The organism is Pseudomonas sp. NPDC087690 (assembly GCF_044743175.1).
Classification (GTDB): domain Bacteria; phylum Pseudomonadota; class Gammaproteobacteria; order Pseudomonadales; family Pseudomonadaceae; genus Aquipseudomonas.
Window position 1 is genome coordinate 141,825 of sequence record NZ_JBIUVX010000006.1, and the last position, 15,767, is coordinate 157,591.

Below are 15,767 nucleotides of genomic sequence, written 5' to 3' on the forward strand. Positions count from 1 at the left end.
GGGCAACGAGCAATAATTGCCTGAAAGGTCAGGTTTTATTGGAGTGAGGAGCCGAACCCATTCTGTAGGAGCTGCCGGAGGCTGCGATCTTTTGATTTTGTTTTTTTGGATCAAGATCAAAAGATCGCAGCCTCCGGCAGCTCCTGCACAGGTTTGAAGGCCGCCAATAAGTCCTGTTCAAACGCTTTTTGCGCATCCCCCGGCACCTGCGCCCGATGCCGGGCCAGATGAAACGCCACCTCAAAGCTCAACGCGCCTTCACGCACGGTGCGCAGCAACCCTTTGTCCTGCCAGCCCCGCGCATAGTGATCGGGCAGATAGCCGACGTGTTTGCCCGACAGGATAAAGGCAAGAGTGCCTTCGACTTGTTCCGAACGCGCCGAACAGACCTTGCCCTGAAACGGCTCGTCGCTGCGCAGAAAACGGTAGGGATGATCGACCCGGTCACACGCCTCAAGCGCCGCATCGTTCGGTGCCGGATCGCTGAATAACGGATGCCCCGGCGCACAATACAAATGCTGGGTTTCACTGAATAACTGGCAATAGTCGAATGCACTTTGCACCTGCGAAAAATATCCGATCGCCAGGTCCAGCCGCTGTTGCAGCAGCAGGCGCTCCATCTCACCGGGCATCGCGCTGATCAGCTCGATGCGTACCGACTCGTCACGCTCGCGAAACCGCCGGATCGCCTCGGCGACGCGCTGCAGTACCGATTGTTCGACCGCCTCGGAAATGCCCAGACGCACTTCGCCGATCAAGCGTCCAGCGACACCGTTGGATTGATGGCGAAACGTTTCGATCGATTCAAACAGACTGCGTGCCGCCAGCAACAATTGCTCGCCTTTGGGCGTCACGCTGAAACCTCCTTTGCCCCGGCTGCACAGGCGATAGCCGAGGCGGGTTTCGAGTTTGGCCATTTGCTGGCTGATGCTTGATTGACTCAGACCCAGATCACCCTGTGCGGCGCTGAAACCGCCGCATTCAACCACGCGGACGAACAGGCGCAGCAACTGCAGATCGACATCGTGGAGTTGACCGAGCATCACATTACTCCGGGGTAAAGTCAGGATAATTATATGGCTATTTTTCTAATGTATGCGACGGCGCATTCTGCCACCACTTTCTCCGGTCAGGTGTTCGTCATGGCTCCCGTGTTCAAGCTGTGTTTCCCCGCGCTGTTGTTGTCCGTGGTCATCAATGCTCAGGCCGAGGAGAAAACCCTCAATCTCTATAGCTGGGCCGATTACGTGCCGCCGCAAACCCTGCAGCGTTTCGAGCAGGAAACCGGCATTCACATGCGTTACGACACCTTCGATACCTCTGAGGTACTGGAAACCAAACTGCTCACTGGCGGCAGCGGTTACGACGTGGTGGTGCCGTCGTCCAGTGTGCTGGCGCGCGGTTTGGCGGCGGGGGCCATGAAGGAGATCGCCCGTGAGGGACTCAAGGGCTACGCCAATCTTGATCCGGATCTGCTGGAAAAACTTGCCGCTGTCGACCCCGGCAACCGTTATGGCGTGCCTTATACCTGGGGCACTCTGGGCTTGGGCATCAACGTCGAAGCGGTGCAGCAGCGGCTGCCCGATGTGCCGCTGAACAGCCTTGATCTGCTGTTCAGGCCCGAATACGCGAGCAAGCTCAAGGACTGCGGGATTGCGATCCTCGATTCGCCTCAAGAGGTCATCGGCCTGGCGCTGCACTATCTGGGCAAAGATCCCTACAGCACCGACAAGCATGATCTTGCCGCCGCCGAGGCGTTGTTGCAGAAACTGCAACCGTCAGTGCTCTATGTCGCCACCGGTCGGCAGATCAATGATCTGGCCAGCGGCAATGTTTGCCTGGCACTGACCTACAACGGTGACGCAAGCATGGCCGCCGACCAGGCGCGCAAGGCCAACAAACCGTTCGAAGTGGCTTATCGCATTCCGAAGGAAGGCACGCTGGTCTGGCAGGACAATCTGGCGATTCCCAAGGATGCGCCGCATCCCCAGGCCGCGCGCGCGTTCATCGAGTTCATGTTGCGCCCCGACTCGGTGGCCGAGCTGACCAACACGCTGTTTTTTGCCACTGCCAACCAGGCAGCGACACCGCTGGTGGATGAGGCGGTGCGCAATGACCCCGACATCTACCCACCGGCCGACGTGCGTAATCGGCTGTACGCCGACCGCAGCATGAGCCTCAAGGACATGCGTCAGCGTACGCGTCTGTGGACCACTTTCCGTAGCCATCAATAACAAAAGGAGCGCCGAGATGGACGTGCCAATGCAGAACGATCAGGCGATGACTCGCGATAGCCTCTACGGCACCGCCGCCGAAAGCACCTACGCCGGCATCACCAGTTTCATGCGCCGGCGCTACAGCCGGGATTTGCGCGGCGTCGATGTCGCTGTCAGCGGCGTACCGTTCGACACCGCCACCAGCAACCGTCCCGGCGCACGTTTCGGGCCACGCGGGATTCGCGCGGCGTCCACCGGGATTGCCTGGGAGCGCCACTGGCCGTGGGCGTTCGACCCGTTCGATCATTTGGCCGTCGTCGATTATGGCGACTGCAATTTCGATTACGGCTCACCGCACAGCATCCCGGAAAGCATCGAAGCTCATGCCGAGCACATTCTCAATGCCGGCAGCGCCATGCTCACCTTCGGCGGCGACCATTTCATCAGTTACCCGCTGCTCAAAGCCCATGCGCGCAAATATGGCACGCTGTCGCTGATCCATTTCGATGCGCACAGCGACACCTGGCCGGACGAGGAGGGCAAGCGTGTCGATCACGGCACCATGTTCTGGCATGCCGCGCGTGAGGGGCTGGTTGATCCGGCGCGTTCGGTGCAGATCGGCTTGCGCACCACCAATGATGATCACATGGGGTTTCAGGTGCTCGATGCACGACAAGTGCACCGGCGTGGCTGCGAGGCGATCGTCGAAGCGATTCGCGCACGGGTCGGCGATAACCCGGTGTACCTGACGTTCGATATCGACTGCCTCGATCCGGCTTTCGCGCCCGGCACCGGGACGCCGGTGTGCGGTGGTCTGAGTACGGTGCAGGCACTGGAGATTCTCGGTGGTTTGCGCGGAATCAATCTGGTCGGCATGGACGTTGTCGAAGTCGCCCCGGCGTACGATCACGCCGACGTCACCTCACTGGCCGCCGCCACGTTGGCGATGGAAATGCTCTGCCTCTACGCCGCCCGACACAAAGTCGATCACTGATTGAGCCTGCTCGCGAAGACGCCAGTTCAGCCAGTCTGTTTCTAACTGACCTAGCGCCTTCGTGAGCAGACTCCAACCGTCTTACGCCACCGGAACCTTAGGCAAATCCAGTATCTGCGAACCGGTAAAACGCGGTGTCGAGCTGACAATCGTCTCGTGGGGAACACCCGCCGCCGTGCTGCTGATGACATCGAGTCGGGCCAGTTGGTCATCGCTCAATTGCACGTCGAGTGCACCCAGGGTGGCATCGAGTTGTTCACGGGTGCGCGACCCAAGGATCGGAATCAGCGCAGTGGTCGAGCGTTTGGCTTTTTCCCGCAGCCAGGCAATGGCGACGTGGGTCGGGCTGGCGTCGAGTTCTGCGGCGACGGCAAGCAAGGTGTCGAGGAGGGCGGTTTCCCGCGCGCTTTTTTCCGCATGCACCAACATGCCGAGTTTGGCGGCACGGTTGTTGTCATCGCTGTTGCGATATTTGCCGGTGAGGAAGCCGCCGCCCAGTGGTGACCACAGCGTGGCTGCCAAACCGAGGGCTTCCGCCATGGGCAGCAATTCGCGCTCGGCGCTACGTTCGGCCAGGCTGTATTCGACCTGAATCGCCGCAATTGGCGCGAAGCCGCGGATCTCCGCGAGCAGGTCGGCGCGAGCAATGCGCCATGCCGGAAAGTTTGACAGTCCGGCGTAATGAATTTTCCCCGCGCGTACAAGGTCATCAAACCCACGCAGGATTTCTTCCATGGGCGTCACGCCATCGCTGATATGCGCCCAGAACAGATCAATGTGATCGGTGTTCAGGCGTTTCAGACTCTCTTCGACCGCGCGCACCATATTTTTACGGCTGTTGCCGGTGTGGGAAATGCCGTCTGCCGGTGTAGTACCCATGCTGTATTTGGTGGCGATCACCAGATGATCACGCTCCGGGGCAATGAATTCACTGAGCATCGATTCCGATTGCCCACCTTGATAGCCATTGGCGGTATCAATGAAGTTGCCCCCGGCATCGAGATAGCCATCAAAGATGCGTTTGGCTTCATCACGTTCCGCGCCATGGCCCCAGCCGGTGCCGAAGTTGCCGGCGCCCAGCGCCAATTCTGAAACGCGCAGGCCGGTTTTACGGCCAAAAACCTTGTAGTGCATGGCAACGCCCTCGATGAAGATCGCTCAGTGGGAATAAAATTACGAGCGAAATATGAGGTCAATATGATGCTGGTAATATTTGCTGTCAAGACGCATGCCGCTCAACGGTCAGTCATCGCAGTGCAAGCTTGCGCTGTCGCCGTTGCCGGCACGCCAGCGTAACCAGCAGGGGAAAACCGCACGGCTGGATATCTCCCTGTGAGCATCGTGGCATACTGCCGCGCATGACTTTCGACTCCCCTTTAAGTGCCTGGCAAAACGCTGTTCAACACAAGGGCTTCATCCAGGATGAAGCCCAGGAACACGCGGTCTGGGTGTTACAGAAATGCCACGAAGCCTTGCATGCCGGTGACCATTCGGTCACCGGCGTTTATCTGTGGGGGCCGGTCGGGCGCGGCAAGACCTGGCTGATGGATCAGTTCTATCAGAGCCTGCGGGTGCCGGCCCGGCGTCAACACTTTCATCATTTCATGGGCTGGGTGCATCAGCGTTCTTTCCAGTTGACCGGCATCGCCGACCCGTTGCGCGCGCTGGCCAAAGAACTGGCGAATGAAGTGCGGGTCCTGTGTTTTGACGAACTGTTCGTCAATGACATCGGCGACGCGATCATTCTCGGCCGTTTGTTTCAGGTGATGTTCGACGAGGGCGTCGTCGTGGTTTGCACCTCCAATCTGCCGCCAGATGAACTGTACGCCGATGGTTTCAATCGTGACCGCTTTACCCCGGCGATTACCGCGATCAAGGCGCATATGCAAGTTGTCCCGGTCAATGGCGCCGAGGACCATCGCTTGCACCCTGGCGCCATCGAGCAACGTTACTTTGTCACCACGCCGGATTCGGCCAGCGCACTGAGCGAGGTGTTTCAGGCGCTGACACAGGGACAGAGCTCCAGCAGCGAACCCGTGCCGGTCGGCCATCGGATTCTGAACGTGGTTCAGGCCAGTGAGTCGGTGCTGTGGTGCCGCTACGCTGATCTTTGCGAACAGCCGTTTGCCGCCATGGATTTCATCGCGCTGTGCGATAGCTACCGGGCTATTCTGATGAGCGACGTGCCCAATCTCAGCGCCCGGAAACGCGAAGGCCGCATTGCCCGAGGCACGGAGGACGGCGCTCAGCGGGTGATCGCCGGGGATCGCGAGCTGCCGCAATTGTCAGTGCATGACGACGGCGTGCGCCGCTTCATTGCGCTGGTCGACGAGTGCTACGACCGCAAAGTGCCGCTGTACATCGAGGCGCAGGTGCCAATGGACGCGTTGTACACCGAGGGTTATCTGGAATTTCCCTTCCGCCGGACCCTCAGCCGCTTGCAGGAGATGCAATTGCAGCGTTTTGCCAACGCTTGAGTGAAGAGGGCGCCACCATGAGTCAACCGCTATCCCATCACTTGCTGACCATGGCCTATCAAAACGCCTGGGCCAATCACCGCTTGGCCAAGGCCTGGTCGCAACTCGACGACGCCGAGCTGGTCGCGCCCCGGGTGAGTTTTTTCCCGAGTATTCGCCTGACCCTCAATCACATCCTGACCTGCGACTGGTTCTACGTTGACGCATTGGAACGCGAACGGCGCGGCGCCGAGCCGCATCCTGACTGTTATGTGTTTTTCAATCAGGACGAGCCGTTCTCCGCAGCTGCCCCGTTGCGTGAACAACAGGCGCACGTTGATCGGCGTCTGATCGCCTATTGCGAGCAATTACGCGATGCGGACCTTGCCCGCATAGTCACCATCGCCCGTGACACACCGCAGCACGACAGCCGACTGCGCATGCTGTCGCACCTGTTCGAGCACCAGATCCATCACCGTGGCCAAGTGCACGCGATGCTTAGCGGTACGTCGGTGAAACCGCCGCAACTGGACGAGTTTTTTTGTGCCGGTGAAAGTGCCCTGCGTGCGCAGGACTTCGTCGAGCTCGGCTGGACTGAAGCGTTGATTTGGGGGCATTGATAACAGCAAAAGATCGCAGCCTTCGGCAGCTCCTACAGAGAGTACGGTATTTCAATGTAGGAGCTGCCGAAGGCTGCGATCTTTTGATCTTTTGATCTTTTGCTGTTGCGGGTTGCCCGGCGGATCACGCCCGCGCTAAGGTCGAGCGGCCTATCAGCGTGCACTTTGCGCGCCGGGGCATTTGTGTGTTCGGGGATGGAAATGGATTCCGCAGAGATTCTTGTGCTTCAAGCCAGCTACACCAATCCACTGCACGCCGAGGCCATCGGCATCGTGCTCAATCATTACGCCGAAGACCCTATGGGTGGCGGTCATTCGCTGGATCCCGATCTGCTACGGCGCTTGCCGGAAGAATTGGCCCGTCGACCGCACGCGTTCAGTGTGCTGGCCTTTGTCGGTGGCGAGCCGGCAGGGTTGGTGAACTGTTTCGAGGGGTTTTCGACGTTTGCCTGCAAACCCTTGGTCAACGTGCACGACGTAGCGGTGGTAGGCAAATTTCGTGGACTTGGTCTGAGTCAGAAAATGCTACGCAAAGTCGAGGACATCGCCCGCCAGCGCGGCTGCTGCAAGATCACCCTCGAAGTGCTCGAAGGTAACGCCGTGGCGCAGAACGCCTACGGCAAATTCGGCTTCGCGCCAGGCATGTTCAATCCGGAGCACGGGCGCATGCTGTTCTGGATCAAGGAACTGCAGGCATAAAAAAAGGCGCCCGAAGAGGGCGCCCAACTGTCTTCTCCCAGGCCAGAGCGGAGACTTGGGAGGTCCATCGGTTGCTCGGTGAATCTCAGTTGCGATAGGACTCGGTCACCTGCGCAGTCTGATCGGCGGGAACGCGAATTTCTTTCGCGTTGGCGTCGCTCTGCTGCTCGCTCGGGGCGTGGTGAACCGGGAAGTTGTCGTAGTAATAACGCATGCGCTCAGCGCCGCCTTCGGCAAAGACGCTGGCAGAACCCAGGGCGAATAGCCCGGTAAGGATTGCGGTAGTGATTTTCATGGTGCCTCCTACTGAACAAGTCGGAGCCGTTCGTCCATGAAGCAGAACTCGGGGGAGATTTTCTCCCCGCGCAATTAACTCGGGGTTAAGTGCACCTGTGGCGAGAGGGCTTGCCCCGTCGGGTCGCGAAGCGACTCGCGCTTTTGATGGCAAAAAGCACGGGCCTGCTGCGCAGTCCAACGGGGGCAAGCCCCCTCGCCACAGGGTTAGTGGCGTGTTGAAGGGATCAGAGCTTCCAGTCGAGGCTCAATGTCACTGTGCGTGGATCACCCCAGTACACGCCGTTGTAGAAGCCGACGTTGTCGTAATATTTCTTGTCGAACAGGTTGTCGACGTTCAGCGATGCCGAAAGGTGCTTGTCGAACTCATAGCGCGACATCAGGTTGACCACGGTGTAGGCGTCCTGATTGATCCGCGTACGCTCGGTGGTGATCCGCCCGTTGGCGCCGCGCCCGACCGGGCGGTTGGCGGTGCGGTAGACGTCGCTCTGCCAGTTCACGGTGCCGCCGACAGTCAGGGCGTTCCAGTTGCCCGGCAAACGATACGCCGTGGACAAACGGAACATGTTCAATGGCTGGTTGGTGTTGCTGCGTTGCTTTTCGCCATCGGCGGAGTGGGTGTAGGTGTAGCCGGCGGTCATGTTCCAGCCATTGAGAATCTCACCCGAGACCTCGGCTTCGAAACCGTTGACCTTGTTACCCTTGCCGCCGCTCTTGTAGAACTCCTCGCCGGTGACGGGATCCGGTGCGACCGAATCGTCGATTTCGGCAACGTTGTCCTGTTTGCTCCAGAACAACGCTGTCGACAGGTTCAGGCGCTCCTCCAACAGGCTGCCCTTGAGACCCAGTTCGTAATTGCTGCCAACGACCGGATCGAGGTAGTTGCGACTGCTGTCGCGATTGCTCTGCGGTTTGAAGATGTCGGTGTAGCTGACGTACGCGGTGTATTCCGGTGTCAGGTCATAGAGCAGGCCGGCATAAGGTGTCCAGACGTCGTTCTGGCTCTGACTGGTGGCATCGACCCTGGTCAACTGCAACTGACTGTTGTAGTAGCTGTCCCGACTGGATTCCTCCCAACTGCCGTAGCGGCTGCCGAGCACGGCATGTAATCGGTCAGTGAAACTCAGGCGTGTCGCCAGATAACCGGCCTTTTGCCGGGTTTTGCCTTTTGAGCCGCTCAGGCCGGTAACGGTATCAGGGAATTTGGCGATATCGCCCATGTACTTCCAGTCACGGATGCTTTCGTAATCCGCCGCACGCGGGCCGTCGTAGGCATAGGGCGAATCGGCGCGGCGCTCGGCTTCGCCATAGCCGAACATCATTTCGTGTTCGCGTCCGAGCAGTGAATAGGGGCCCGAGACGTTGAAGTCATAAGCCTTCATGCTCTGCTCGCCGATCATGTGTCCCATGTAGGCGCTCATGCCGCTGCGGTCGGCTTCGGGGAAGCCGCCACCGCCGTAGTAAGTCTTGCCGTCGCTGTCACTGTTGCGATGGGTATACGCGGCTTTCAGATGCCAGCCCGCTGCCAGTTGCTGGTCGAGCGTGGCGAAAGCGGTCTTGTCGCGCAGCGGCCAGGAACTCCACGAAGTCGCCATGTTGGTCGAGCGACCGAGTCCGGCTTTGCTGCCATCGGCATTCCAGTACGGTACGGTGCCCCAGGCGGTGCCTTGCACGTGTTTGTCCTGATAGTCGTAACCGACGGCCAGCACAGTGGACTCGCTCAGGTCGGCTTCGAGAATGCCGTAGCCGACTTCGCGTTGCAGCGCGTATTTGTCGCGGATTGACTGGCTGTCGCGATAAGCCAGTACCGTCCGCCCACGCAAGCGGCCGTCGAAGGCCAGCGGGCCACCGACGTCGACGTAGCTGTAGTAATCGTCGTAGCTGCCGCCGCTGACGCCGGCCAGCGCCTGTAACCGGGTGGTCGGTCGTTTGCGCACCATGTTGATGGTCGCCGAAGGGTCGCCTGCACCGGTGGTCAACCCCGTCGCCCCGCGAACCACTTCGATGCGGTCGTAGATGATGGTGTCGGAATCGGATTTCATCCGGTCGAAGGTGTTGAGCATGCCGTCAATCTGGAAATTGTTGATTGAATAGCCGCGCGAGGAATAGTCGACTCGGTCCGAGTCAAGGTGTTGTACGACAATACCGGTGGTCTGTCTCATGGCCTCGGACAATGTACCGAGTTTGAAATCATCCATCTGTTGGCGAGTCACCACCGACACCGATTGCGGTGTTTCCTTGATCGACAGGTTCATCCTTGTCGCAGTGCTCATCGCACCAGTGGTGTACGCATCGGTGTTTTCGGTCGTGGTGCCCAGGCCTTGAGCAGTGACATTGGTTGAGGCCAGTTCCAGTGCTGAACTGGCGGGCTCTGGCGATTTTTCAGTCGCGTTTTCAGCCAGCAGTTCGGCGCTCAAAGCAGCGCTGCACATGCCAAGCGTGAGGGTCATGGAACGGGTGATGGGCGCGAACATCGCAGCCGACTCCTTGTCTTCGAGGGAAAAAATCCGTTTGTTCAAAGACGAAGCGAGGACCTGCGATTTAGTGTCAAACGAGAAATATTATTATTTGAAAGCGTTTTCGTACTTACTGGGCGCTGCCGCAGATCAGGGGGCGTGCAATAAAAAGGGGCCGATGTCTGGCCCCTTTTGTGTTTACTGCTCGGTAGCCTCTGCTATGGACGTATCGGGCTGTTTCGGCTTCATCAGACTGAAGTCGATCAGCGGCCGCTGTTGGCGTTCGTAAGGATTGCCGATCATCAGCGGACGCGGCTTGAAGCTGTCACTGACCAGGCTGCGGCTGCGATCCAGCTCGTCAGCGCTCAATCCGGCCAGATCCGCCCAGGTATGGATGAACTGGGAGCTGCTGTACGGCCGGCTCAAATCCCCGGCGAAGTTCCAGTCATGATTCTCGCGCCATTTCGGCGACGCCCAGGCCATGAACGGAATGGTGTACATCGGCGCGGTCGGTTTGTTTTCGTTGCGCCCCAGGGTGTTGTGGCCGACCGAGTCGAAGACGTCTTCACCGTGGTCGGAGAGGTACAGCAAGAAACCGTTCGGATCGGCTTTGGCGTAATCCTTGATCAGGCTCGACACCACGAAGTCGTTGTACAGCACGGCATTGTCGTAGCTGTTGTAAGTCGGCACCTGGTCGTCGCGCACACCGGCTGGCACACCGTTGCGATCCTGGAACTTGTCGAAGCTCGGCGGATAACGATATTGATAGCTCATGTGTGTACCCAGCAAGTGCACCACGATCAGCTTGCGCGGCGCCGCATCGGCCAGCGCCTTGTTGAACGGCTCGATCACGTCGCCGTCGTACTGGGCGGCATTCTGGTTGCGGTTGTTGTTCAGGTACACCTGCTCGTCCGCCTGCTCCGAGAAGGTCGTGAGCATGGTGTTGCGCTTGGTCATGGTCTGCTGGTTGGTGATCCAGAACGTCTTGTAGCCGGCTTGTTTCATCACGCTGACCAACGACGGGGTCGACAGGTACAGGTCGGGATTTTCTTCGTCGGCGAACGTCAGCACCTGCTGCAACGCCTCGATCGTGTAAGGGCGTGGCGTGATGACGTTGTCAAACACCGCCAACTGGTCTTTGAGCTTGTCCAGTTCTGGCGTGGTTTTACGCGGGTAGCCATAGAGGCTCATGCGCTGACGATTGGTCGACTCACCGACGACCAGCACCAGCGTTGCCGGCTGATTGGCCGTTGCGTCCTTGAGGTTTTTCAGCGGCGCGATCTTGCTCGCGTTGTGCAGCATGCCCTGCATGTCGGCGAGGGTTTCCTGATAGCGATGATAGGCCACTGCCATCTGCCACGGTACCGCCGGTTCGATACGGGTTTCGAATTTCTCGAAACCTTCGGCGAAGCTGCCGGTGCGCAGGGTTTGCTTGATCAGCGGGTAACCGACAACGGCGACCACGATGGCCGTCGCCGCCACCAACGCACGGCCACGGGGCAGGTACACCGGGCGCAGACGGGTCCACAGGAAATAGGCGAACAGGGTATGGGCGAGGAACGCCGGAACCATCCACCAGGCAAAGTACTGGGTCATGTACTCGCCGGCTTCGGACACGTTCGACTCGAACATGATGAAGATCACGCTCTGAGAGAACTCCTGCTGATAGATGAAGAAGTAACCCAGGCTGGCCATGGAGCAGGCCCAAAGCACGACGCCGATCACCGCGGCGAGCAGTTTGGTGCGCTTGGGAAACAGCAGCATCGGTGCCAGCCAGATGGCGCTCATCACGAATGCCTGCCGGAACCCGGTGAAGCCGGAGGTACCGGTGAGCTGGATCAGCAGTTGGGTAATACCCGAGAAGTACCAGAAGAAAACGAACAGCCAGAGAAAACCGGCCCAGTCGAAACCTGTCGCAGTCGTTTTGCTGCGTTTGAACAATGCCATTCAGCACTCCAGCTCGATCGTCACAACCACCGCCGGAAAGCTTCCATGAAACCGACGAACGGAGGCCGAACGCGTACGCCCGGCCAGAATGCGCCGGAGTATCGCCAAGCTAATGTGAAAACTTTGTTAGTTGCAGATGACTGTCAGAGGTGAATCATGTCGGGAACGACGGACGCCGTTCCCGAAACACGCGGGCAGTTCAGGCGTGCGGGTTGCGCATGACCACCGGCAGAGGTTTGGGCTGAGCGCCCTGAGTCAACGCGCGCAGTTGCGCCAGCTCCTGCTTGAGTTGGTCACGCTCGTCTTTCAACTGGCGCAATTCATCGCGACGGATTGTCACGTACAGGGTTTGTGGCGGCATTGCTGTGTGTACTGTGCCCATTGCTCACCTCGCAAATGGCGTGCATCAACTGTAAGTCGCTGCCGTTTTTGGCTGCTGACTTACTATCGGCGCCAATTTTGATTTCTTTTGCCTGTGAATGGAACTTTTTTATTTTTCATGGTCGGTGTGTCTTCGCCACGTTTCGGGGCGTTATCAGTCTGATTCGGGCACAATGCACGGAAACTTCATCGCAACGCTCTGGACTAACCTCCATCAGTCGCGTTGGGCTATAACCCATGACACACATTTATTTGTAGTAAGGAGCATCAGCACATGCAACTCGGGATTATTGGACTGGGCCGCATGGGCGGCAATATTGCGCGACGTCTGATGCTCAACGGTCACACCACCGTTGTTTACGACCGCAATACCGCTTTCATCGATAACCTGGTCGCCGAGGGCTCCACCGGCGTCGCAGACCTGCCAGCACTGGTTGCCGGCCTGGCCAAACCGCGTGCGGTCTGGGTCATGCTGCCGGCCGGCGCGCCGACCGAAGACACCATCAACACCCTGAGCACACTGCTTGAAGCCGGCGACACCATCATCGACGGCGGCAACACCAACTATAAGGATGATATTCGCCGGGCCAAGACCCTGAACGAGAAGGGCCTGCACTACATCGACGTCGGCACCTCCGGCGGCGTCTGGGGCCTGGAGCGCGGCTATTGCATGATGATCGGCGGCGACGCTGAAACCGTGCAGCGCCTCGACCCGCTGTTCGCCGCACTGGCGCCGGGCATGGGTGACATCCCGCGCACCAAGGATCGCAAGTCCGATGACCAGCGTGCCGAGCACGGTTACATCCATGCCGGTCCTGCCGGTGCCGGTCACTTCGTGAAGATGATTCACAACGGCATCGAGTACGGCATGATGGCTGCGTTCGCCGAGGGCTTCGATATCCTCAAGACCAAATCCAGCGAGCGCCTGCCGGAAGATCAGCGTTTCGATCTGAACGTCGCTGACATTGCTGAAGTCTGGCGTCGCGGCAGCGTCGTTTCCTCGTGGTTGCTCGACCTGACTGCCGACGCACTGGCCAGCGATCCGAAGCTCGACGGCTTCTCCGGTTCGGTTGCCGACAGCGGCGAGGGTCAATGGACCATCGAAGCGGCCATGGAGCAAGCGGTGCCGGTACCGGTGCTGTCGAACTCGCTGTTCTCGCGCTACCGCTCGCGCGGTCAGGGCACCTTTGGCGACAAGATCCTTTCGGCCCAGCGCTTCGGCTTCGGCGGCCACGTGGAGACACCGAAGAAATGACCCATACGATCCGCAGGAAATCCAAGGCAGAACCCGCACCACCGACCACGCTGTTCCTGTTCGGTGCCCACGGCGACCTGGTCAAGCGCTTGCTGATGCCGGCGCTGTACAACCTCAGTCGCGACGGCTTGCTTGACGAAAACCTGCGGATCGTGGGCGTTGACCACAACGCCATTACCGATGAGGCCTTCGCGCAGAAGCTCGAAGACTTCATCCGTACCGAAGTGGCGGCGAAAGTCGGCAAGGGCGATCAGATGCTGGATCCGGCCTTGTGGGCCAAGCTCGCCAGAGGTATCAGCTACGTCCAGGGCGACTTTCTGGACGACAGCACCTATTCAGCCCTGGCGGCGAAAATCGCCGACAGCGGCACCGGTAATGCGGTGTTCTACCTGGCCACCGCGCCGCGTTTCTTCAGTGAAGTGGTGCGCCGACTCGGCAGCGCCGGTTTGCTTGAAGAGAATCCAGAAGCGTTCAGAAGGGTGGTGATCGAGAAGCCGTTCGGCTCCGATCTGCACACTGCCGAAGCGTTGAACGCCTGTTTGCTCAAGGTGATGTCCGAGAAGCAGATCTATCGGATCGACCATTACCTGGGCAAGGAAACCGTGCAGAACATTCTGGTCAGCCGGTTCTCCAACAGCCTGTTCGAAGCGTTCTGGAACAACCATTACATCGACCACGTGCAGATCACCGCCGCCGAAACCGTCGGCGTCGAAACCCGTGGCAGTTTTTACGAACACACCGGCGCCCTGCGTGACATGGTGCCCAATCACCTGTTCCAGTTGCTCGCCATGGTTGCCATGGAACCGCCGGCCGCATTCGGCGCCGATGCGGTGCGCGGTGAGAAGGCCAAGGTCGTCGGTGCGATCCGCCCGTGGACGACTGAAGAGGCGCGGGCCAATTCGGTTCGCGGCCAGTACAGCGCCGGCGAAGTCGACGGCAAACCGTTGAACGGTTATCGCCAGGAAGCCAACGTTGCCCCCGACAGCACCACGGAAACCTACGTGGCGCTGAAGGTGATGATCGACAACTGGCGCTGGGTCGGCGTGCCGTTCTACCTGCGCACCGGCAAGCGCATGAGCGTGCGCGACACCGAGATCGTCATCTGCTTCAAGCCGGCACCGTACGCGCAGTTCCGTGATACCGAAGTCGATGAGTTGCAGCCGACCTACCTGCGCATCCAGATCCAGCCGAACGAAGGCATGTGGTTCGACTTGCTGGCAAAGCGGCCGGGGCCGGCGCTGAACATGGCCAACATCGAGTTGGGTTTTGCCTACAAAGACTTTTTCGAGATGCAGCCATCGACCGGCTACGAAACGCTGATCTATGACTGCCTGACCGGCGACCAGACGCTGTTCCAGCGCGCCGACAATATCGAGAACGGCTGGCGCGCCGTTCAGCCGTTCCTCGACGCCTGGCAGCAGGATGCGAGCGTGCAAGCTTACGCCGCCGGTAACGACGGCCCGCAAGCCGCCGAAGATCTGCTGACTCGCGATGGCCGCGTCTGGCACGGCCTCGGATGAGTGACTTGTCGAAACAACCTGTCCGTTTTCTGCTCAGTGACATGGACGGCACGCTGTTGCTGCCGGATCACTCGCTGAGTCAGCGCACTATTGATGCGGTGCGTTCGTTGCGCGAAGCCGGCGTGTTATTCAGCCTCGCCACCGGGCGGCCACCGAAAGCCATGTTGCAGCAGATCGAAGCCTTGGGTGTTGATCTGCCGACGGCGGCGTTCAACGGTGGCACCATCGTTAACCCGGATGGCAGTTTGCTGGTCGCGCATTACTTGCCGGCCACCACGGCGTTGATTGCGCTGGCGACGTTTGCCGATCAGCCTGATGTCGAAATCTGGGTATTCAGCGGCGGCGACTGGTTGATCAAGGATCCGCACGGGCCGATGGTGCCGCGCGAACAGCATGGCCTCGGTTATCCGCCGGTGGTGGTCGAGAGTTTCGAGCCGTATCTGGAGCACATCGACAAGATCGTTGCGACCAGTAACAACACCGAGCTGTTGATTGAATTGGAGGCGCGCTTGCTGCCGAAGGTCAACGGCATGGCGCAAGTCTCGCGCTCGCAACCGGTGTATCTCGACGTGACGGCACTGGAGGCTAACAAGGGCACGGCGCTGGCGACCTTGGCCGAGCACTTGGGGGTGCCGCTGAAACAGACCGCCGCAATCGGCGACGGCGGCAACGACCCGGCGATGTTCCATTGCGCCGGACTGTCGATCGCCATGGGTCAGGCCGAAGAGGCGGTAAAGCGTCAGGCCGACGTGGTCACCGCCCCCAATACCGAAGACGGCGTCGCCCAAGCGATCGAAAAATACATCCTCCCTCACTGACTCCACCCAAAACCAAATGCAGGAGTGAGCCTGCTCGCGATAGCAATTTATCAGTCACCATTTCTTGGGCTGACACACCGCTATCGCGAGCAGGCTCACTCCTACAGTTTT

General features: G+C 59.4%; 14 protein-coding genes. 8 read left to right on the forward strand and 6 right to left on the reverse strand.

Translation table 11 applies throughout. From position 1 onward, the window contains the following. Positions 1 to 116 precede the first annotated feature (116 nt). Positions 117 to 1,043 (reverse strand): LysR family transcriptional regulator, encoded by a 927-nt coding sequence (locus tag ACIPIZ_RS10725; protein ID WP_122661301.1) that lies wholly within the window; start codon positions 1,041 to 1,043, stop codon positions 117 to 119. Between the two features lie 99 nt (positions 1,044 to 1,142). On the opposite strand from ACIPIZ_RS10725, the gene ACIPIZ_RS10730 reads away from it, so the two are divergent. After that, complete coding sequence (locus ACIPIZ_RS10730; RefSeq protein WP_401165278.1) at positions 1,143 to 2,234, forward strand: polyamine ABC transporter substrate-binding protein; 1,092 nt, start codon at positions 1,143 to 1,145, stop codon at positions 2,232 to 2,234. A 16-nt stretch (positions 2,235 to 2,250) separates the two neighbouring features. Further along, positions 2,251 to 3,210, forward strand: a complete 960-nt coding sequence (gene speB, locus ACIPIZ_RS10735) for an agmatinase (RefSeq protein WP_105708172.1) — start codon at positions 2,251 to 2,253, stop codon at positions 3,208 to 3,210. Positions 3,211 to 3,291: 81 nt separating this feature from the next. On the opposite strand, the gene ACIPIZ_RS10740 is transcribed toward speB, so the two are convergent. Then, positions 3,292 to 4,344 carry an aldo/keto reductase gene (locus ACIPIZ_RS10740; protein ID WP_064391116.1) on the reverse strand — a complete coding sequence of 351 codons (1,053 nt, stop codon included), beginning with the start codon at positions 4,342 to 4,344 and terminating at the stop codon, positions 3,292 to 3,294. A gap of 224 nt (positions 4,345 to 4,568) precedes the next feature. On the opposite strand from ACIPIZ_RS10740, the gene zapE reads away from it, so the two are divergent. From zapE to ACIPIZ_RS10755, 3 genes are all read left to right on the forward strand, one after another. Beyond that, positions 4,569 to 5,687 carry a cell division protein ZapE gene (gene zapE / locus ACIPIZ_RS10745; protein WP_150648682.1) on the forward strand — a complete coding sequence of 373 codons (1,119 nt, stop codon included), beginning with the start codon at positions 4,569 to 4,571 and terminating at the stop codon, positions 5,685 to 5,687. A gap of 17 nt (positions 5,688 to 5,704) precedes the next feature. Beyond that, a complete protein-coding gene (locus ACIPIZ_RS10750) occupies positions 5,705 to 6,286 on the forward strand; it encodes a DinB family protein (protein WP_122661341.1) in 582 nt (193 codons plus the stop codon). A 201-nt stretch (positions 6,287 to 6,487) separates the two neighbouring features. After that, the gene (locus ACIPIZ_RS10755; RefSeq protein ID WP_064391118.1) at positions 6,488 to 6,985 is read left to right on the forward strand and encodes a GNAT family N-acetyltransferase; all 498 of its coding nucleotides are present in this window, start codon (positions 6,488 to 6,490) and stop codon (positions 6,983 to 6,985) included. 85 nt (positions 6,986 to 7,070) lie between these two features. On the opposite strand, the gene ACIPIZ_RS10760 is transcribed toward ACIPIZ_RS10755, so the two are convergent. From ACIPIZ_RS10760 to ACIPIZ_RS10775, 4 genes are all read right to left on the reverse strand, one after another. Next, positions 7,071 to 7,280 carry a hypothetical protein gene (locus ACIPIZ_RS10760; protein WP_064391119.1) on the reverse strand — a complete coding sequence of 70 codons (210 nt, stop codon included), beginning with the start codon at positions 7,278 to 7,280 and terminating at the stop codon, positions 7,071 to 7,073. 226 nt (positions 7,281 to 7,506) lie between these two features. Further along, positions 7,507 to 9,753, reverse strand: coding sequence for a TonB-dependent siderophore receptor (locus ACIPIZ_RS10765; protein WP_122661299.1), 2,247 nt, complete (start codon positions 9,751 to 9,753; stop codon positions 7,507 to 7,509). A 180-nt stretch (positions 9,754 to 9,933) separates the two neighbouring features. Further along, positions 9,934 to 11,682, reverse strand: a complete 1,749-nt coding sequence (locus ACIPIZ_RS10770) for a phosphoethanolamine transferase CptA (protein WP_064391121.1) — start codon at positions 11,680 to 11,682, stop codon at positions 9,934 to 9,936. 199 nt (positions 11,683 to 11,881) lie between these two features. Next, on the reverse strand, positions 11,882 to 12,064 hold the full coding sequence (locus ACIPIZ_RS10775) for a DUF6026 family protein (protein WP_008082537.1): 183 nt from the start codon (positions 12,062 to 12,064) through the stop codon (positions 11,882 to 11,884). A gap of 273 nt (positions 12,065 to 12,337) precedes the next feature. Here ACIPIZ_RS10775 and gnd point away from each other — a divergent pair, with 273 nt between their 5' ends. The 3 genes from gnd to ACIPIZ_RS10790 are packed head-to-tail and all read left to right on the forward strand — an operon-like array spanning position 12,338 to position 15,656. Then, positions 12,338 to 13,318: a phosphogluconate dehydrogenase (NAD(+)-dependent, decarboxylating) gene (gene gnd / locus ACIPIZ_RS10780; RefSeq protein ID WP_400748624.1), complete on the forward strand. Its 981-nt coding sequence runs from the start codon at positions 12,338 to 12,340 to the stop codon at positions 13,316 to 13,318. Next, positions 13,315 to 14,838, forward strand: a complete 1,524-nt coding sequence (zwf, locus tag ACIPIZ_RS10785; protein ID WP_401165254.1) for a glucose-6-phosphate dehydrogenase — start codon at positions 13,315 to 13,317, stop codon at positions 14,836 to 14,838. Before gnd ends, zwf begins: the two co-directional genes overlap by 4 nt. Next, the gene (locus ACIPIZ_RS10790) at positions 14,835 to 15,656 is read left to right on the forward strand and encodes an HAD family hydrolase (protein WP_401165256.1); all 822 of its coding nucleotides are present in this window, start codon (positions 14,835 to 14,837) and stop codon (positions 15,654 to 15,656) included. Before zwf ends, ACIPIZ_RS10790 begins: the two co-directional genes overlap by 4 nt. Positions 15,657 to 15,767 lie beyond the last annotated feature (111 nt).